The 17621-nt window shown below is 69.2% G+C and carries 18 protein-coding genes; 6 read left to right on the forward strand and 12 right to left on the reverse strand.

Features of this window, described 5'->3' with window-relative positions:
- Window positions 1-120: 120 nt before the first annotated feature.
- Window positions 121-573: a preQ(1) synthase gene (gene queF, locus V5F48_RS07155; RefSeq protein ID WP_394258143.1), complete on the reverse strand. Its 453-nt coding sequence runs from the start codon at window positions 571-573 to the stop codon at window positions 121-123.
- 241 nt (window positions 574-814) lie between these two features.
- Here queF and eno point away from each other — a divergent pair, with 241 nt between their 5' ends.
- Window positions 815-2098 (forward strand): phosphopyruvate hydratase, encoded by a 1284-nt coding sequence (gene eno, locus V5F48_RS07160; RefSeq protein ID WP_394108302.1) that lies wholly within the window; start codon window positions 815-817, stop codon window positions 2096-2098.
- Window positions 2099-2152: 54 nt separating this feature from the next.
- On the opposite strand, the gene V5F48_RS07165 is transcribed toward eno, so the two are convergent.
- The 6 genes from V5F48_RS07165 to hemB form a co-directional block, all read right to left on the reverse strand.
- Complete coding sequence (locus V5F48_RS07165; RefSeq protein ID WP_394258144.1) at window positions 2153-3190, reverse strand: 3-hydroxyacyl-CoA dehydrogenase NAD-binding domain-containing protein; 1038 nt, start codon at window positions 3188-3190, stop codon at window positions 2153-2155.
- Window positions 3191-3293: 103 nt separating this feature from the next.
- Window positions 3294-3977, reverse strand: a complete 684-nt coding sequence (locus V5F48_RS07170) for a MarC family protein (protein ID WP_394108304.1) — start codon at window positions 3975-3977, stop codon at window positions 3294-3296.
- A 21-nt stretch (window positions 3978-3998) separates the two neighbouring features.
- On the reverse strand, window positions 3999-4748 hold the full coding sequence (locus V5F48_RS07175) for an arginyltransferase (RefSeq protein ID WP_394258145.1): 750 nt from the start codon (window positions 4746-4748) through the stop codon (window positions 3999-4001).
- A gap of 80 nt (window positions 4749-4828) precedes the next feature.
- Window positions 4829-5374 (reverse strand): RDD family protein, encoded by a 546-nt coding sequence (locus tag V5F48_RS07180; RefSeq protein WP_394108306.1) that lies wholly within the window; start codon window positions 5372-5374, stop codon window positions 4829-4831.
- Window positions 5375-5527: 153 nt separating this feature from the next.
- Window positions 5528-6793: a threonine ammonia-lyase gene (locus tag V5F48_RS07185; protein WP_394258146.1), complete on the reverse strand. Its 1266-nt coding sequence runs from the start codon at window positions 6791-6793 to the stop codon at window positions 5528-5530.
- 22 nt (window positions 6794-6815) lie between these two features.
- Complete coding sequence (gene hemB, locus V5F48_RS07190; protein WP_394108308.1) at window positions 6816-7865, reverse strand: porphobilinogen synthase; 1050 nt, start codon at window positions 7863-7865, stop codon at window positions 6816-6818.
- 215 nt (window positions 7866-8080) lie between these two features.
- On the opposite strand from hemB, the gene V5F48_RS07195 reads away from it, so the two are divergent.
- The 3 genes from V5F48_RS07195 to V5F48_RS07205 are packed head-to-tail and all read left to right on the forward strand — an operon-like array spanning window position 8081 to window position 10296.
- A complete protein-coding gene (locus V5F48_RS07195; protein WP_394258147.1) occupies window positions 8081-9151 on the forward strand; it encodes an enoyl-CoA hydratase/isomerase family protein in 1071 nt (356 codons plus the stop codon).
- Window positions 9148-9579 (forward strand): DUF6163 family protein, encoded by a 432-nt coding sequence (locus V5F48_RS07200; RefSeq protein WP_394108310.1) that lies wholly within the window; start codon window positions 9148-9150, stop codon window positions 9577-9579. The genes V5F48_RS07195 and V5F48_RS07200 overlap by 4 nt, the downstream gene beginning before the upstream one ends.
- Window positions 9580-9630: 51 nt before the next feature.
- Window positions 9631-10296, forward strand: coding sequence for an O-methyltransferase (locus V5F48_RS07205; protein ID WP_394258148.1), 666 nt, complete (start codon window positions 9631-9633; stop codon window positions 10294-10296).
- A 384-nt stretch (window positions 10297-10680) separates the two neighbouring features.
- Here the strand turns inward: V5F48_RS07205 and V5F48_RS07210 are convergent, their stop codons facing one another.
- The 3 genes from V5F48_RS07210 to V5F48_RS07220 form a co-directional block, all read right to left on the reverse strand.
- Window positions 10681-10968: a helix-turn-helix domain-containing protein gene (locus V5F48_RS07210; RefSeq protein ID WP_394108312.1), complete on the reverse strand. Its 288-nt coding sequence runs from the start codon at window positions 10966-10968 to the stop codon at window positions 10681-10683.
- A 197-nt stretch (window positions 10969-11165) separates the two neighbouring features.
- Window positions 11166-11861, reverse strand: a complete 696-nt coding sequence (locus V5F48_RS07215; RefSeq protein ID WP_394258149.1) for an SDR family NAD(P)-dependent oxidoreductase — start codon at window positions 11859-11861, stop codon at window positions 11166-11168.
- Between the two features lie 100 nt (window positions 11862-11961).
- Complete coding sequence (locus V5F48_RS07220) at window positions 11962-12294, reverse strand: Rieske 2Fe-2S domain-containing protein (protein ID WP_394258150.1); 333 nt, start codon at window positions 12292-12294, stop codon at window positions 11962-11964.
- 180 nt (window positions 12295-12474) lie between these two features.
- On the opposite strand from V5F48_RS07220, the gene V5F48_RS07225 reads away from it, so the two are divergent.
- Together V5F48_RS07225 and V5F48_RS07230 are read left to right on the forward strand one after the other, a co-directional pair.
- Window positions 12475-13293 (forward strand): indole-3-glycerol phosphate synthase TrpC, encoded by an 819-nt coding sequence (locus V5F48_RS07225; RefSeq protein ID WP_394258151.1) that lies wholly within the window; start codon window positions 12475-12477, stop codon window positions 13291-13293.
- A 277-nt stretch (window positions 13294-13570) separates the two neighbouring features.
- Complete coding sequence (locus V5F48_RS07230; RefSeq protein ID WP_394108316.1) at window positions 13571-13798, forward strand: FmdB family zinc ribbon protein; 228 nt, start codon at window positions 13571-13573, stop codon at window positions 13796-13798.
- A 59-nt stretch (window positions 13799-13857) separates the two neighbouring features.
- On the opposite strand, the gene V5F48_RS07235 is transcribed toward V5F48_RS07230, so the two are convergent.
- Both V5F48_RS07235 and V5F48_RS07240 read right to left on the reverse strand, forming a co-directional pair.
- Window positions 13858-15495, reverse strand: a complete 1638-nt coding sequence (locus V5F48_RS07235; RefSeq protein ID WP_394258152.1) for a PEP/pyruvate-binding domain-containing protein — start codon at window positions 15493-15495, stop codon at window positions 13858-13860.
- The gene (locus tag V5F48_RS07240) at window positions 15492-17432 is read right to left on the reverse strand and encodes a hypothetical protein (RefSeq protein WP_394258153.1); all 1941 of its coding nucleotides are present in this window, start codon (window positions 17430-17432) and stop codon (window positions 15492-15494) included. The genes V5F48_RS07235 and V5F48_RS07240 overlap by 4 nt, the downstream gene beginning before the upstream one ends.
- Window positions 17433-17621 lie beyond the last annotated feature (189 nt).

A 17621-nucleotide genomic window follows, 5' to 3' on the forward strand; every position in this document is an offset into this window, starting at 1 on the left:
CGAGCGAAGTGGATACCGGTTCGCGTAAAGAAAACGCGTAAACTCAATAATCTAGAGCATTTCCCCGATTCAGTGAAACGGGGAAATGATCTGGCGTCGGCGGCTCCGGACGGGACAGCTTCACCCGCGACCGCGGTAGGGCGCAACCCCCGTATCCGGCAACCACACGCCCTCGGCCAGCTTTCCGGTCTGCCAGAACACGTCGATGGGAATGCCGCCGCGCGGATACCAATAGCCGGCGATGCGCAGGAAGCGGGGCTTCAGCAGGTCCACCAGCCGCTTGCCCACTGCCACGGTGCAATCCTCGTGAAACGCGCCATGGTTGCGGAAGCTGCCGAGGTACAGCTTGAGCGACTTGGATTCCACCAGGAAAAGGTCGGGCACATAGTCGATGACCATGTGGGCGAAATCCGGCTGGCCCGTCACCGGGCACAGCGAGGTGAATTCCGGGCAGGTGAAGCGCGCCACATAATCCACGTCCGGGTGCGGGTTCGGCACGCGGTCGAGCACCGCCTCGTCCGGTGAGGCGGGCAGGGCGGCGCTGACGCCGAGCTGGAGCGGGCGATCGGTCATATCTCTCAATCCTGCGGCGCAAGAGCGGGTGCTCTACCCGCGCCGGCCGCACTGTTCAACTGCCGTCCGGCCGATTTGCGGCGGCGTGCGCCTTCGCCCCCTTCGCAGGCGCAATAGATCGCGCTAGAAGCGGCACGCCCGCAAGGCTGGGGCTTTGGGCATCCCGGGTGCGGACGGGCAGGGGCGATGGCGATGCCTCCCTTTGCTGCACCGCACGGCACGACGCAGGGAAGGAGTCTTCATGACCGCCATCGTGGACATCATCGGACGCGAAATTCTGGACAGTCGCGGCAATCCCACCGTGGAAGTGGACGTGGTGCTGGAAGACGGCGCCCTCGGGCGCGCTGCCGTGCCCTCGGGCGCATCCACGGGCGCCCACGAGGCGGTGGAACTGCGCGACGGCGACACCAGCCGCTATCTCGGCAAGGGCGTCGGCATGGCGGTGGACGCGGTGAACGGCGAGATCTTCGACGCCATCGGCGGCTATGAGGCCGAGGACCAGGCCCACATCGACGCCGCCCTTCTCGCGCTCGACGGCACCCCCAACAAGGGCCGCCTCGGCGCCAATGCCATCCTCGGCGTGTCCCTGGCGGTGGCCAAGGCGGCGGCCGAATCCAAGGGCCTGCCGCTCTACCGCTATGTGGGCGGCGTGAACGCCCGCGTGCTGCCGGTGCCCATGATGAACATCATCAATGGCGGCGCCCATGCGGACAATCCCATCGACTTCCAGGAATTCATGATCCTGCCCGCCGGCGCCCCTTCCTTCGCCGAGGGCCTGCGCTGGGGCGCGGAGATCTTCCACACCCTGAAGAAGGGCCTGAAGGACGCCGGCCACAACACCAATGTGGGCGACGAGGGCGGCTTCGCCCCCAATCTCGCCTCCGCCGAGGCGGCGCTGGAATTCGTGATCAAGGCCATCGAGAAGGCCGGCTTCAAGCCGGGCGAGGACGTCTATCTCGGCCTCGACTGCGCCTCCACCGAGTTCTTCAAGGACGGCGTGTATAATTACGAGGGCGAAGGCAAGGTGCGCGATATCGAGGCGCAGGTGGCTTACCTCGCGGGCCTCGTGGCGGGCTATCCCATCGTCACCATCGAGGACGGCATGGCCGAGGACGACTGGGCGGGCTGGAAGATGCTCACCGACACGGTCGGCTCCAAGTGCCAGCTGGTGGGCGACGACCTGTTCGTGACCAACGTGGAGCGCCTGTCGCGCGGCATCAAGGACGGCGTGGGCAATGCCATCCTGGTGAAGGTGAACCAGATCGGCTCCCTCACCGAGACGCTGGACGCGGTGGAAATGGCCCACAAGGCCGGCTATCGCGCCGTCATGTCCCACCGCTCGGGCGAGACCGAGGACGCGACCATCGCCGACCTCGCGGTGGCCACCAATTGCGGGCAGATCAAGACCGGCTCGCTGGCCCGCTCGGACCGCACCGCCAAGTACAACCAGCTGCTGCGCATCGAGCAGGAACTGGGCGACAGCGCCCGCTACGCGGGCAAGGCCGCGCTGAAGGCGCTGGCCTGAGCCTTCACCTCGCGGACCCCCTCTCTTCCGGAAATGGGAGAGGGGGTCTGCCCCTCAGTCCACCTGGTGCACCGCCACCGGGTCGCTGGCGGGGAAGCTCTCCTCCAGCGCTTCATCCAGCCGAGCGTTCAGGTCCTGCTTCTCCTCAAGCACATCATGCGCGTGCTTCAGCGCCACGATCTGCGTCAAAAGCGTATCGCGCCGCTGCACCAGCTCGGCGATGGAGCGGCCGGCGGCTTCCGCCTTCACACCTTCAACCAGCCTGGCCTGAAGCTCCGGCGTCATGTCGGGCGCGCCGAAGTCATCCCACCAGGTCTCCACCGCCGGCAAAAGGTGGTGCATGAAATGGGCAAGGCCACCTGCGCCGCCGCCCAGGTGGAAGGTCATGTGCTGGCCCATGAGCGCCCAGCGCAGGCCGGGGCCTTCCGAAACGGCCGCATCCACGTCCGCCACCGAGACCACGCCCTGCTCCACCAGATGGATGGCCTCGCGCCACAGGGCCGCCTGCAGGCGGTTGGCCACATGGCCCTTCACCTCCTTGTGGATCTCGATGGGGCGCTTGCCCATGGCCTTGTAAAAGGCCATGGCGGTGTCGATGGCGGCACGGCTCGCCTTCTCGCCGCCCACCACCTCCACCAGCGGAATCAGGTGCGGCGGATTGAACGGGTGGCCGATGATGCAGCGCTCGGGATGGCGGCAGCCCTCGGCGATGCGGCTCACCAGCAGGCCGGAGGACGAGGAGGCGATCACCACCTCCGGCGGCAGCACCGCGTCGATGGCGGGAAACAGCTTCTGCTTCAGCTCGTAGCGCTCGGGCGCGTTCTCCTGCACGAAATCGACGCCCGCCACCGCCGCCACCGGGTCGGGCTCGAAGCGCCAGTTGGTGGGGTCGATCGCGCCTTCGCCGCCCAGTTCCATCAGGATGGGCCAGGCTGCGGAGATCAGGCGTTGGGTGGCTTCGGCAGCGCCGGGCGCGGGGTCGCTCACCACCACCTCGAGCCCGCGCGACAGGAACAGCGCGGCCCAGCTCGCGCCGATGGTCCCGGCTCCGATCACGGCGATGCGGCGAACGGGGTGATTGGGGTGGGACATGGGAAACTCCTGCCTGAGGCCGGGGGATTCCCTGTGTTTTAGCAGGGGGCGGGGCAGGCCGGCAAAGCTGCGACGGTATGACTGCCCTGTTCGACGGGAGGCCTCAGCGCCCCGGAATCTCACCGAGCAGTTCGCGCGCGCCGAGCCAGATGATCTGCACGCCGATGGCGAACAGGATGAAGGCGAACAGCCGCACCAGCACGTTGGTGCCGTTCTTGCCCAGCACGCGCTCGATGGTGGGCGCCTCCCGGAAGGCGAAATAGACGGTCAGCGCCACCGCGATGAGCCCCGCCACCGCCCCGAGCAGGGACGACACGGACATGGCCAGGTCCGTCTCGAAGGTGGATTTGTGGCTGGCGGCCAGCGCGATGGTGGTGGCGATGGAGCCGGGCCCCACCGTGAGCGGCAGGGTGAGGGGATAGAAGGCCTGGTCTTTGGCGTGGGCCTCGTCCAGCGGCGTGCCGTCGGCGCGCTTGGCCGGCTCGTCGCCCTGGTGCAGCAGGTTCCAGCCCACCGAGGTCACCACCACGCCGCCGGCCACCCGCAGCACCGGCAAGGTGATGCCGAAGAACAGCAACACCTGCGCGCCGACGATCAGCGAGCCGAGCAGCAGCAGGAAGCCGTAGACGGCGACGCTGCGCGCCAGCAGCTCCCGCGTCTGCGGGGTACAGCCGCGCACGAAATTGAGGAAGATGGGCGCCCCGCCGAGCGGGTTCACGATGGGGAAGAGGGCGGCGAAGACGGCAAGGAAGATATTGACGGAATTGCTGAAATAGCCCACGCGCATGCCCCCCGGCGCCCCGAAGGGCTATTTTTCCACCCGCTCCCAGCCGTGCGGCGTCAGGCGCTCCTGGGGCAGGTAGCGGCGCTTATAGTCCATCTTGCGCGAGCCCTGAACCCAATAGCCGAGATAGACATAGGGCAGCCCCATCTGCCGCGCCCGTGTGATGTGGTCGAGGATCAGGAACGTGCCGAGGGAGCGGTCCTGCACCTGCGGATTGTAGAAGGAATAGACCATGGACAGGCCGTCGACGAGCACGTCCGTCAGCGCCACCGCCATCAGGTCACCGGTGCCGCGGGGAATGATGCGGCTGTCCGGCCCGCGCTTGCGGTATTCCACCAGACGGGTGTGGACGTGGGTGTCCTCCACCATCATGGCGTAGTCGAGCACGCTCATGTCGGCCATGCCGCCGGTGCCGTGGCGGCCGGTGACATAGCTGCGGAACAGGGCGTATTGCTCGGACGAGGGGGTCGCCGGCTTGATCTGGCCGATGAGGTCCGCATTGTCCGCCTGGACCCGGCGGAAGCTGCGGCTCGCCGTGAAGTCGTCCACGCAGATGCGCACCGAAACGCAGGCCTTGCAGCCCTCGCACGCCGGCCGGTAGGCGATGGACTGGCTGCGCCGGAATCCGCCCTGGGTGAGCACGTCGTTGAGGCTGGCGGCCTTGTCGCCGACAAGGTGGGTGAACACCTTCCGCTCCTCCCGCCCCGGCAGGTAGGGGCAGGGGGAGGGGGCCGTGAGATAGAATTGCGGTGTATCGCGCTGGTGTTCGCTCACGGCGCTCTTGCCTCAGGAAAAGACAGCATCGCCGCTGCGCTGGACGAGGTCAAAGCCGAAGGTGGGATTGCGGCTAAAAATCAAGGCCGGCGCCGCAGGGAATCCGCGCGGATGGCGTTGTTCACCACCACGGTTCCAGCGAGGAAATCGTGCAGCAGCCGGCGCCGGTCGTTGAACAGGGCAACCAGCAGCACGAACGGCGTGAATATGGAGACCGACACCCAGAAGCACACCGCATGCACGGCGGCCAGCACCGAATAGCAGGGCGCGCCGTACCAGGTGCGCATTTCCAGATCCATGAGTCGCATGCCCAAGGTGGCCGAGGCCGGCGAGCCGAGGGTGACGGCGTTGTAGGTGAGCGCCACAATCACGAAGGTCGGCCAGATGAAGAAAAAGGCGATCCAGCTCAGGCCGAACGTCACAATCCCCATCACCAGGACGAAGACATAGAAGAGCACCACCGCGCCGACGATAATCATGGCATCCACGAGGAAGGCCATGAGCCGGCGGGACAGCACGCCCTCGAAATATTCCGGCTGGGTCACCGGATCATAGGCGCTGGGACGCGCACCGTCCGGATAGCCATAGGACGGCGGCTGGCGGGACGTGTCGCTGGTGTTGCTCATGGGTCGAAAGCTCCTTCCGACACATTCAAGTGGTGTGGCCCGGCCTGCGGCGCAAGATCGCGCCTCAGGCGTGCGTCACCAATCCGCGCCGCCGGCGCTCATCACCAGTCGGCGCCTCCGGCGCCCATCACCAATCCGCTCCTCCGGCGCAACTCACCAATCCGCGCCTCCGGCGCCCAGGCGCTGCACCGGCAGGCCCTCGCCTTCCAGCGCCCTCTGGATCAGCTCGGCATGGGCCTGGTCGCGGGTCTCCACGGTGAGGTCGAGCCGGGTGCCCTTGGCCGGCACGTCGAGGAAGGTGCGCCGGTGGTGCACCTCCAGGATGTTGGCGCCCAGCTTGCCGAGCAGCGTGGCGATGCGCCCCAGCATGCCCGGCCGGTCGAGAATGGTCAGGCGGAAGGAAACGATACGCTCTTCGCGCTCCAGCTCGCGCAGCAGGATGCCGGCGATCATGCGCGGGTCGATGTTGCCGCCGGAGACGACGAGCCCCACCGTCTTGCCGCGGAAGCGCTCGGGCTCGGCGAGGAGGGCGGCAAGGCCCGCGGCGCCGGCGCCTTCCGCCAGCGTCTTCTGGTGCATGAGGAAGGCGTTCACCGCCCGCTCCAGCGCGGTCTCGTCCACCAGAACCACATGGGGCACCAGGCGCCGCACCACCTGCGATGTCAGCACGCCCACGTCGCGCACCGCGATGCCCTCGGCCAGCGTCGGCCCGCCGCAGGGCCGCGCCTCTCCGGTCATGGCCGACCACATGGCGGGATAGAGCTGGGCCTCCACCCCCACCACCTGGGTCGCCGGCGAGCGCCCGGCGAAGGCCAGCGCCATGCCGGCGATGAGCCCGCCGCCGCCGATGGGCACCACCACGGCGTCGAAGGCCGGACCGTCCTCCATCATCTCCAGCGCCAGCGAGCCCTGGCCGGCGATCACGTCCACGTCGTCATAGGGGTGGACGAAGATGCGGCCCTGCGCCTTGGAGATGCGCGTGGCCTCCTCGAAGGCATCGGCCACCGTCTCGCCATACAGCACCACCTCGGCGCCGAAGGCTTCCGTGGCGGCCACCTTCACCTGCGGGGTGGTCTCCGGCATGACGATAAGAGTGGAAATCTTCAGCCGCGTGCCGTGATAGGCCACCGCCTGGGCATGGTTGCCCGCCGACATGGCGACAACGCCCCGCCGCGCCTCCTCGGGGGTGAGGCGCGCCAGCTTCACCAGCGCGCCGCGCTCCTTGAACGAGGCGGTGACCTGGAGATTCTCATACTTCACATACACGTCCGCGCCGGTGAGGGCGGACAGGCGCGGGGCGTGCAGGGTGGGCGTGTGCAACACCGCGCCGCGCACCAGCGTCCGCGCCGCCTCCACGTCCGCGAGGGTTACGGGAAGGTCGCCGTTCAGGTCGCTTTCGGCGACGGCGGGGGCTGTCATCTTGTCTCTCCCGGCGCGGGGCTCACCCCTGCGCGGCCAGCCGCTCGGCGACGCGCGGCGCGAAATAGGTGAGGATGCCGTCGGCGCCGGCGCGCTTGAAGGCGAGCAGGCTCTCCGGGACGATGCGGTCGCCGTCCACCCAGCCGTTGCGGATGGCGCCTTCGATCATCGCGTATTCGCCGGACACCTGATAGGCGAAGGTGGGCAGGCCGAAGGCCTCCTTCAGCCGGTAGACGATATCGAGATAGGGCAGGCCCGGCTTCACCATGAGCATGTCGGCGCCTTCCTCCACGTCGAGGGCGGCCTCGCGGATGGCTTCCAGCCCGTTGCCGGGGTCCATCTGGTAGGTGCGCTTGTCGCCGGAGAGGGTCTTGGCGGTGCCGATGGCGTCGCGGAACGGGCCGTAGAAGGCCGACGCATACTTGGCGGCGTAGGACATGATCTGCACGTCGGTGAAGCCCGCCGCGTCCAGCCCGGCGCGGATGGCGCCGATGCGGCCGTCCATCATGTCGGAGGGGGCGATCACGTCCGCCCCGGCCTGCGCCTGCACCACCGCCTGCTGCACCAGGATTTCCACGGTCTCGTCATTGAGGATGCGCCCGTCCTCCAGCAGGCCGTCATGGCCGTGGCTGGTGAAGGGATCGAGCGCGACATCGGTGATGAGCCCGATCTCGGGGATCTCGGCCTTGATGGCGCGCAGGGCCTGGCAGACGAGATTGTTGGTGTTCAGCGCCTCGCTGCCCACGGGATCACGCAGGGTCGGGTCCACGTAAGGGAAGATGGCGAGCGCGGGGATCCTCAGCCTGGCGGCCATTTCCGCTGCGCGCACCGCCTCGTCCACGGTCAGGCGCTCCACCCCGGGCATGGAGGGGATGGGCGCGCGCGTGGCGGTGCCGTTCATGACAAAGATCGGCCAGATCAGGTCGTCGACGGTGAGGGTGTTCTCACGCACCAGCCGCCGCGCCCAGTCGGTCTTGCGGTTGCGCCGCGGGCGGTGGACGAGGTCGAGGCCCGGAGCATGCGCCGGCTCGGCTTCGGAAACGGGACGGATGCGGGGCGTGGTGAAGGCCATGGTGCGCTCGTTGTTCAAGGGCGCCCGTCTGCGGGCGCGCTGCGCTCCTTATACCCGCCCGGGCACTGACCCGCGAGGGGCGGGGGCATCTTGGCCGGGATGTGCAGCCGCGCACGGTGGAAGTGCGCGCCGTCGCGTTGACGGTGCCCGGGGCCGCGTCTAACCCTGCCGGGGAGCCGCTCAGCGGCAACATGGCGGCAAAGGGGAGAGGCGCAGTGGCATCGGAACCTGAGGTTCTGCTGGAAGTGAAGGGCGCCGCCGGCGTCATCACCCTCAACCGGCCCAAGGCGCTCAACGCCCTCAACCTTGCCATGGTGCGCGAGATCCTGCCGCGCCTGCGGGCCTGGGCGAACGACCCCGCCGTCACCCGTGTCGTCATCAAGGGCGCGGGCGAAAAGGCCTTCTGCGCCGGTGGTGACGTGCGCTCCATCTACGACATGGGCCTTGCCGGCCGCGCCGACGAGGCGCTCGGCTTCTTCCGCGAGGAATATGTCCTCAACGACTATATCGGCAGCTTTCCCAAGCCCTATGTGGCGCTCATCGACGGCATCTGCATGGGCGGCGGCTTCGGCCTCTCCGCCCATGGGGCGCACCGGGTGGCCGGCGATCGCTATCTGTTCGCCATGCCGGAGGTGAATATCGGCCTGTTCCCGGATGTGGGCGGCACCCATGTGCTGCCGCGCCTGCCGGGCGCCTTCGGCGTGTTCCTGGCTTTGACCGGCACCCGCATCCGCGCCGCCGAGGCTTATGCCTGCGGGCTCGCCACCGACGTGGTCCCCTCCACCGCCTTCCCCGCGCTGGAGGAAGCCCTGGTCGCCGGTGGCGATGTGGACCGCATCCTGGCCGACCATCGCATCGATCCGGGGCCGGGCGCCTTCGCCGACCGCGCCGATTTCATCGCCGACGCGTTCGGCCGCCCCGACGTGGCCGCCATCCTCGCCGCGCTCGATGACGCAGCGGCGGCCGGCGGGACCCTTGGGGAATTCGCCGCCGCCACGGCGCGGGAGATGCGCCTGAGGTCCCCCACCAGCCTGTGCATCGCCATGGAGCAGATGCGCCGGGGCGGGGCGCTGGATCTTGGCGCCTGCCTGAAGCTGGAACTGCGGGTGGTGACGCGCGTCATGGCCGGTCACGATTTCTACGAGGGCGTGCGCGCCGTGCTGGTGGACCGCGACAATGCCCCCAAATGGCAGCCGGCGCGGCTCGATGAGGTGGACAGCGCCGTCATTGCGGCGCATTTCGATCCCATCCCCACCGAACTGGAATTACTGGCACCCGGCGCATGAGCCATTACGATCCCATTGATGCCAGCGCCCGCGCCCAGTGGGAGAAACTGACGCCCTGGCGGCGGCGGCTGTTCCTGTTCCTGCGCGGCGTCGCCGCCTTCCTGCTCATCGAGGGCATTATCCACTGGGCGGTGATCCTCGGCATCGGCGACGGGCCGGAAAGCCGCTTCGAGGCCATGCCCATGGCGGCGCAGGCGGCCATCGTCTGGGCCGCCATCGTCGATCCCATCGCCGGCGTCGGGCTGTGGCTGAGGGCGGGGTGGGCGGTGGTGCTGTGGCTCATCGCCACGCTGGCGCAGGTGGTGCTCGGCGCCTGGGCGCCGGCGGGCATGACCCGGCTCCTGCTGTTCACTTTGGTGGAACTGGCCCTGGTGGTGGCCTATGCGGTGCTCTCCATCCGCGCCGCGCGCGAAAGCGACCAGGACTAACGCGGTTTGGACTGACGTACTGAAATCCCCGGAAGGCACGGAGACGGGACCATGAGCGCGACCCTCTGGACCGAGTTGGACGCCTATTTCGTCGAGCGCCTGCTGCCCGCCGATCCGGTGCTGGACGAGGTGCTTTCGGCCTCTTCCGAGGCGGGGCTGCCGGCCATCTCCGTGTCGGCGGCGCAGGGTCAGATGCTGCATCTGTTCGCCCGCATGATCGGGGCGAAGCGCATCCTGGAGATCGGCACCCTGGGCGGCTACAGCGCCATCTTCCTCGCCCGTGCCCTGCCGGCGGACGGCAGGCTGGTGACGCTGGAATTCGAGCCGCGCCACGCCGAGGTGGCGCGCGCCAACCTCGCCCGCGCCGGCCTTTCCGACAAGGTGGACCTGCGGGTGGGCCGCGCCATCGACACCCTGCCGCAGCTGGAGGCGGAAGGGCAGGGGCCGTTCGACCTCGTCTTCATCGACGCCGACAAGCCCAGCAATCCGGATTATCTCCACTGGGCGCTGCGGCTGTCGCGTCCGGGCACGGTCATCGTCTGCGACAATGTGGTGCGCGGCGGCCATGTGCTGGATGCGCAGAGCACCGACGCCAACGTCATCGGCGTGCGGCGCCTCTTCGACCTGGTGGGCGCCGACCCGCGCCTGTCCGCCACCGCGGTGCAGACCGTGGGCGCCAAGGGCTATGACGGCTTCGCCCTGCTGCTGGTGGAGTAAGGCATCAAGCCCGCGTGGCGCGCCTGAGCGAAGCCTCTCGGCACCGGTCGAAGACCGGCGACCGGTCCTCAGAGCCTGTTTGGAAATTCGAAAGGGCACGATCGCGATCACCCCCGTCATGCCCGGGCTTGACCCGGGCATCCACGCCGCGCCGCTTGCGCTCACCTACGAAAGCTCTGCCCAGCCTCTCCGCGTGGATGGCCGGGTCAAGCCCGGCCATGACGGTGATAAAGCGCTTGCGAGGGCAACAGGCGCTCATGCGAGCGAATTTTCAAACAGGCTCTCAGGACCAGCTGCCGAGATAGGCGAGCGTGGCGATCACCAGGATGATCGCGACGAGAATCCAGTGCCGCGCGGCGACTTTGTGCAGGATCATGGCTTGGCTCAATCGTCGTTGGAGGCGTTGAGGTCTTCGGTGCGCAGGCCCTCGTCCTTCGGGGTGATCTGCACGCCGATGGCGCCGCCGTTGAGGAAGGCCACCCCCTCCGCCGCGAGCACGTTGCACAGGCGGGCACGGGTCGAGGCCAGTTCGTCCAGCACGCCCGAATCACGCTCCACCACCTTCACCGTCGGAGCGGTGACGCCGGCGCGGTCCGCCAGTTCGCTGCGCGGCCAGCCGAGCAGGGCCCGCGCGGCCTTGATCTGGCGTCCGCTCACCAAGGAATACGCCAAGTGTCCTCTCCCCCTTCACGCCGGCGCTTCGCAGGGTCCGCCGGCCACGCCCGTTCGGCGCGTGCTCTCGATCAAAAGAGACCCGGATGCGTCAGCAAACCCGGGATCTCCTGCAAGAGGGGGAAGATGGCACGCCCGCAGGCCGCTCACAACGCTCGGCAAGAGGGGGTGGCAAGAGGGGCTAGCGGGAAGGCCGATCAGAAGGTCTCGACCCAGGGGCGCAGTTCCATTTCCGAGGTCCAGGCGGAGCGATGCTGGCGGTGCACGGCCAGGTAGGTCTCGGCGATGGCGGCGGGATCGAGCCACTTGTCCGGCGGCCCGGCCTCCCCCTGCGTCGCCCAGGATGAGGCGATGCCGCCGTCGATGATGAAATGGGCCACGTGGATGCCGCGCGGTCCCAGTTCCCGGGCGAGGCCCTGGGCGAGGGCGCGCAGGGCGAACTTGGCCATGGCGAAGGGCACCGAGTGGGGCATCGCCTTCACGCTGGCGGTGGCGCCGGTGAAGAAGATGGACCCGGTGCCGCGCTGGAGCATGCGCCGCGCCGCCGCCTGCGCGGTGACAAAGCCGGCGAAGGCGCCGACCGCATAGGTGTCCATCACGTCGACGGGATCCAGCACCTCGATGGGGCCGCGATAGCGCATGGCGGCGTTGAAGACCACGAGGTCGGACGTCCCGAAGGTCCGGTCCACCTCGGCGAACATGGCTTCGACGGCCGGCGGGCTCTGCGCATCGGCGGAGATGGCATGCCCCCCGGTCTCCGCCACGAGGGGGGCGAGCTTCTCCACGTCGCGGGCGACGAGAACGACGCGAAAGCCGTCCTTGGCGAGACGACGGGCCAGGGCGGCGCTGAGGCCCTTGCCGGCGCCGACGATAACGGCGGTTTCCTCTGTCACGGCTCAAACTCCGGCTTGGACCGTTCCGCCCCGGAGCGGTACGCTCCCGGCAGAAGGACGGCCTCTGTCTCGATCAGGTCAGGGACTGCCCGGACCCCGCTCAGGGGGCCGCAAAGAGGGGCGTGACGCCCTCGGTGTCGATATAGACGACGCCGTCCTCCACCTTCACCGGATACTGGGCGAGCGGGCATTCCTTCGGCTCGATAGGATCGCCGCTGTTGAGGTCCCAGGTCCAGAAATGGAGCGGGCAGGTGATCACGGTGCCGTCGAACTCGGCCTCGTTGAGCGGCGTGTTGGAATGGGGGCAGACGCCTTGGAACGCCTTGATTTCCCCATCCTCGGGCCAGGCCAGGACGATGAGGTGGCTGTCGGCGATCACGAGCCGCATGCCACCTTCGGGCAGGGTTTCTGCTTTGCAGACGCGGGTGAACATCTCAAAAAATCTTTCGGGCGAACAATATCAACCACGATCGCTCATCATGGCGCCCGAGGGAAGAGGAAACCATGCCGCGCCCCAACCGCGACGGTGGCGAAGCGCGGCAAAATCTGGGAAGTTCAAGGGGCTTTTTTCGCGCCGGGGCGCCTTTGCCCCGTAGGAGACGGACGTTCCTTCATGATTTTGCCAGACCTCAGCCCGCTCAAGCCGTTCATCCTCCAGCGCCGCGACCAGCTCGCGAAGGCCAAGGTCCGCCGCTCCCTCGGCCAGATCCAGGGCAAGGTCGGCGACATGCCCATGACCCGCGGCTTCCAGGGCGCCCTTGCCGCCTCCTTCAAGACCAACGGCGCGCCGGGCATCATCGCCGAACTGAAGGGCGGTTCGCCGTTCGATCCCTCCTTCCGCACCATGGTGCCCTACAAGCCGCTGGCCGAGGATTTCGAGGCGGTCGGGGCGGCGGCGCTGTCGGTGGCGGTGGAGCGGCAGGCCTTCCGCGGCTCCTATTCGGACCTCGCCACGGTGCGCGACGCCGTGAATATCCCGCTGCTGGCGCAAGACATCATCTTCGACGTCTACCAGATCCTTGAGGCGCGGCTGGCCGGCGCCGATGCGGTGATGCTTTCCGCCGCCCTGCTCGGCCCGCAGCTTGCCGAATTCCGCGAGCGCGCGGCCTCCGTCGCCATGGATGCGCTGGTGCAGGTCCACACCCCGCAGGAGGTGGAAGCCGCGCTGGCCGCCGGGGCGGATTTCATCTGCGTCAGCAACCGCAACATCCACACCTTCGAGCTTAAGCCCGGCACCTGCGAGACGCTGATCCCGCTCATTCCCGCCAACAAGGCGCTGGTGGTGGCGGAAGGCGGCCTCGGCACCGCCGCCGACCGCGAGCGGCTCGGTGCCGCCGGGGCGAAGGCCCTGCTCATCGGCACGGCGCTGATGACGGACGCGGACCCCGCCGGCGTGCTGGAGCAGGTGCTGGGCATCGAGACCGAAGAGTGAAGCCATCGGCCCGGTCTGTGCGACCGGCGCCGTGCGGGTTTCGCTGAAGCGCGGCGCGGGCTGAACCAGGGTCCGGCGAACGAGGCTCGCCGGACCCTGGCTAGATCCGTCCTTGGCCAGATCTGGCCCGTTTCCTGCTTCTTGGACACAAGGCGCAGCCGCACCGGGCGACGACGGTGTGGCGCGCGACCGCGCGTCCTTGGTGTAATCGCACGTCAAATCAATGATTTGCGGGCGTTGTGCCGGACGTGAACGTGGCAGGAACGGAGGTTCGGCGGTGCCGCTCTACAACTTTCATTGTCCCGATTGCGACAAGGGTACCGAACTGCTCGTGGGCGCGTCGGAAACGCCCGTCTGCCCGTCCTGCGGCGGCCAGAAGATGGAACGGACCATCGGTCGCATCGCGCCCGACGGCAAGCTGGCCGCCGCCGCCAAGGTGTGGCGCGCCCAGGCGGCGCGGGAGGGGCACGCGAGCAATTTCAGCCCATCCGAACGCAAGCGCTAGCTAGCGCCGATCAGCCCGCACCGCGAACTGATCGGATCGCGCTCTCGGCTGAACGGCCGCTATCCCGCGCGCGCCGTCCAGCCCGCCACCGTGGCGAGGTCCGCCTCGGGACGGTCCACGACACTCTCGCGGCGGCCGACGAAGACCGTTCCTTCGTCGCCGTCCAGCGACAGCCAGTCCCCTTCCCGGACCTCAATGGATCCGAGGCGCGCGCTGCGGGCGTCGAGATCGATGGCGAGGGCTGAACACCCCACCACGCAGACCCGCCCGAGCTGACGGGCAACCACCGCCGCGTGGGCGGTGCGCCCGCCGACGCGGGTGAGCACGCCGGCCGCCAGTGCCATGCCGGCGATGTCGTCGGTCGCCACGTCCGGCCGCACGAGAATGACGGGCTCGCCGCCTTCCGACAGGCGCTTGGCAGCCTCGCCGTCGAAGGCGATCTGCCCGCTGACCGTGCCCGGCGAGGCGGCGACGCCCCGCGCGGCCACCTCCGCCGTCCCGGTGAAGTGCGTGGTCCCCACCTGCGACAGGTCGATGCCGTCGAGCAAGGCGAGGCCTTCCGCTTCGGTCCGCATCCCCTCGGCCACGAGGTCCACCGCGATTTTCAGCGCCGCGCGGGGCGTGCGCTTGGCGGAACGGGTCTGGAGGAAGAACAGGCGGCCGTCCTCGAAGGTGAATTCCACGTCCTGCACGTCGCGATAGGCCGATTCCAACGCGCCGACGCCATCGGCAAGCTGTGCCGCCACATCCGGCAGCATGGCCTGGAGCCGGCCGAGCCCCACCGGCTGGCGGCGGCCGGACACCACGTCCTCGCCCTGGGCCTCGAACAGCATGTCCGCATAAAGGCCCGGCGCACCGGTGGCGGGATCGCGGGAGAAGGCGACGCCGGAGCCCGAGCGGGCACTGGCATTGCCGAACACCATGGCCTGCACCGTCACCGCCGTGCCGGACAGGTCCTCCAGATGGTTGAGGCACCGATATTCCTGCGCCTTGGGCGCATCCCAGGAGCGGAACACGGCCTCGGCCGCCGCCCGCAGCTGGTCCATGGGCTCCTCGGGGACAGTGGCATCGAAGCGCTCGCGGGCGAGATCGAGATAGCGGCCGCCCAGCCGGTCCAGCGCCTCGGGATCCAGCTCCCGGTCGGATGCGACCTCCTCCGCCGCCAGGACGGCGCGCAGCACCTCTTCGAACGGGCCGCGCGGCAGGCCGGCCACCACCTCGCAATAGCCCTCGATGAAGCGGCGCCGGCAATCGGCCGCAAGCCGCGGATTGCCGTAAAGGCGCATGAGGCCGCGGGTGGTCGCGGCGGTCATGCCCACGTCCAGCACCGTCTCCAGCATGCCGGGCATGGACTTTTCCGCCCCCGACCGCACCGAGACGAGCAGCGGCCGCCGCCGGTCGCCGAAGCCGCGGGCGGTGACGCGTTCGAGATAGGCGATGCCCTGTTCCAGCAGGGCGCCGATGCGCTTTTCCGCGTGCGCCTTGCCGCACAGGGCGGTGGAGAGCACGAAGGCCGGCGGCACGTTGAGGCCGAGGGCGTTCATGCGCCAGAGCTGCGCCGCCTTGGAGCCGAAGGCGTGGGCGGAAAGGGGCGCGGTATCGCCGCCGGGACCGATGAAGCCGATGAGGGGTGAGGCCGCCCCGTGGGAGCCGTGGGGGTGGTCCGCCTCGGACAGGCGCGCGCTAAGGGTCGTCACGATCCCACCTCCTCCAGGACACAGGCTCGCAGCGCCAGGGCGGCGCGGGCGAGGTGGTCGGTGCCGGCCTCCATGGCGCGGGCGACCTCCATGGTCGCCACCAGCGCGGACGCCGGCACCGGTGCCGGTTCACCGAGGGCCGCCGCCAGAACCCGGCGATGGGCGGCATCGGCGCGGCGTTCGCCTTCCATCACCGCGTCGATGGCTTCAAGGGCATCGGTGATGTCCTCGCGCCGGCCGGCCGGTCCCTCGCAGGCGGCGGCCACGGCGCGGACCAGATCGCCGCAGCAGGCCATGGCCACGGTCACCAGCTCGCCGAGGGGCGCGGCGGTGTTCGTGGCCTCCCGCCGGGATTGGGTGCCGAGCAGGAAGGCGGCTTCCTCGAAAGCGTCGGTCGCTTCTTCCACCGATTCGGTGAGCGGCAGGAAGCGTCGGCCCCGGCCGAAGGGGCCGCTCGCCAGATCACGCGCCGCCAGCACCTGCCGGTCGGCCTTTTCCTCCAGCTTCTTGGCCCGCCGCTGGAAGGCGGCGCGGATGCCGACGTTCCCGTCTGCAGGCTCGTCGAGGGCTTCGGCCACTTCGGCGGCCAGCATGCGGGCAAGGCCGAGCTGTGTGAGCGCCAGGGCCAGCACTTCCTGCTCGGCCGAGCCGAAGCTGCGGGCCAGTTCCGCGCGGACCTCGTCCTTGATGAGCCGGACCGAGCGCTGGGCGCCGAGCCCCTCGCTGGTGAGGCGCAGCACCTCGCCCAGCAGCCGCGCCACCGCGCCGGCGCCCAGCACCCGGTCGAGGCGGGCGCCATAGGGCACTCGGCCCTCGGCACTGCGCCGGACCGCATCGAAGATCAGCTCCGCCCCGCCCAGCTCCAGGAAGGCCCGGTGGCCGAAACGGGCGCGCGCGGCATCGGTGAGGAGGCGGATGGCCGTGGCCTTGTCCACGAAGGTCTGGAGCGCCTTGCGCGCCTTGTTCCAGTCGATGAGGAAGACGAGGTGCGCGCCCACGGCGGTGAGGAAGGCATCGAGATCGGCCGCGTCGCGCGCCGCAAACCGCCCCGTCACCAGGAAGAAGCGCCCGCCGTCGGCAAGGCCTTCCACGCTGCGCTCGGCCAGCGGCGTCCAGGTGGCGGAAAAGTCCCGGAACAGGGAGATGAAGAATTTCGCCCGAGAGCGGTGCACGTCGGTGTAGGTGACGGTGGCGTTGAGCCCCTCCACCGCCACGATGATCACATGGGCATCGGTGGTGCCGATGTCGTTCTGCAGGATCAGGCGCGCGCCCGAGCGGCTGGCCGTGGTGTCAAGCCCGGGATGGCCGAAGGCGAGGCGGCGGGTGCGGTTGAGGCCGGCCATGAAGGCTTCGATGCGGCCATGGTCTTCCGCCAGCACGCCGAGCGCGCGGGCCCCGGCGATGGTCTCCGCGGCAATGGTTGCGGACAGCTGGTTGAGCGCCTTGTGCAGGTCCATGACGACAAGGTGGGCGCTGTCCTCGCCGCCGCGGCGCGCGGAGGTGAGGCGCACCAGGGCCGGCTCCTCCAGCACGTCACCGGCGATGCCGGCGAAGGCCGCATGCAAGGCGGCGAGGCGCCCGGAAAAGCCCGACGCCGCAGGACTGCGCGCCGCGTCGAGGGGCGCGGCCATGGCGGAGATGTCGTCAAGGATAGCGTCCATCAGCCGGCGGGCGCCGGGAATGGCGTAGCCGCCGCCCTCCACCAGCTGGGCGCCGGCGACGGTCGCATCAAGCCCGTCCTCGGCGGCGCCGGCGGCGCGGGCCTCCGCATCCATGGGACGGACCGGACGCAGCGGTGCCTTGGCGTGGGCCACGGCTTCCTGCAGCGCGGTCATGCGCAGCTTGGCGCGGTCGTTGGCCTGCAGCGCCGCCTCGATAAGGGCGGGAAGCAGCAATTCGCCTTCGCCAAGCTCTTCGACGATCTGGGATTTTCGCATGGCACCGCCTTCCCCTGCCGGATCGGGGTCCGGCGCGCGACTTGGGAATCCGGCTCGCATGGGGCGGCACGGCCGTTTCGGGCCGATGGAGCCGGATCGTCAACCCCGCTGACTACGACCTGATCGCAACAGTTCGAAGACAGTGCCGCGCAGCCTTGCCTGCCTCAAGCTGCGGCGCGGCAGCTGCGG

The organism is Xanthobacter autotrophicus ATCC 700552 (assembly GCF_043194565.1).
Lineage (GTDB): Bacteria > Pseudomonadota > Alphaproteobacteria > Rhizobiales > Xanthobacteraceae > Xanthobacter > Xanthobacter autotrophicus_F.

Coding starts and splice junctions, on each gene's coding strand:
- queF (WP_394258143.1), bottom strand. CDS start 573: ATGACCGATCGCCCGCTCCAGCTCGGCGTCAGCGCCGCCCTGCCCGCC.
- eno (WP_394108302.1), top strand. CDS start 815: ATGACCGCCATCGTGGACATCATCGGACGCGAAATTCTGGACAGTCGC.
- V5F48_RS07165 (WP_394258144.1), bottom strand. CDS start 3,190: ATGTCCCACCCCAATCACCCCGTTCGCCGCATCGCCGTGATCGGAGCC.
- V5F48_RS07170 (WP_394108304.1), bottom strand. CDS start 3,977: ATGCGCGTGGGCTATTTCAGCAATTCCGTCAATATCTTCCTTGCCGTC.
- V5F48_RS07180 (WP_394108306.1), bottom strand. CDS start 5,374: ATGAGCAACACCAGCGACACGTCCCGCCAGCCGCCGTCCTATGGCTAT.
- V5F48_RS07185 (WP_394258146.1), bottom strand. CDS start 6,793: ATGACAGCCCCCGCCGTCGCCGAAAGCGACCTGAACGGCGACCTTCCC.
- hemB (WP_394108308.1), bottom strand. CDS start 7,865: ATGGCCTTCACCACGCCCCGCATCCGTCCCGTTTCCGAAGCCGAGCCG.
- V5F48_RS07200 (WP_394108310.1), top strand. CDS start 9,148: ATGAGCCATTACGATCCCATTGATGCCAGCGCCCGCGCCCAGTGGGAG.
- V5F48_RS07205 (WP_394258148.1), top strand. CDS start 9,631: ATGAGCGCGACCCTCTGGACCGAGTTGGACGCCTATTTCGTCGAGCGC.
- V5F48_RS07220 (WP_394258150.1), bottom strand. CDS start 12,294: ATGTTCACCCGCGTCTGCAAAGCAGAAACCCTGCCCGAAGGTGGCATG.
- V5F48_RS07225 (WP_394258151.1), top strand. CDS start 12,475: ATGATTTTGCCAGACCTCAGCCCGCTCAAGCCGTTCATCCTCCAGCGC.
- V5F48_RS07240 (WP_394258153.1), bottom strand. CDS start 17,432: ATGCGAAAATCCCAGATCGTCGAAGAGCTTGGCGAAGGCGAATTGCTG.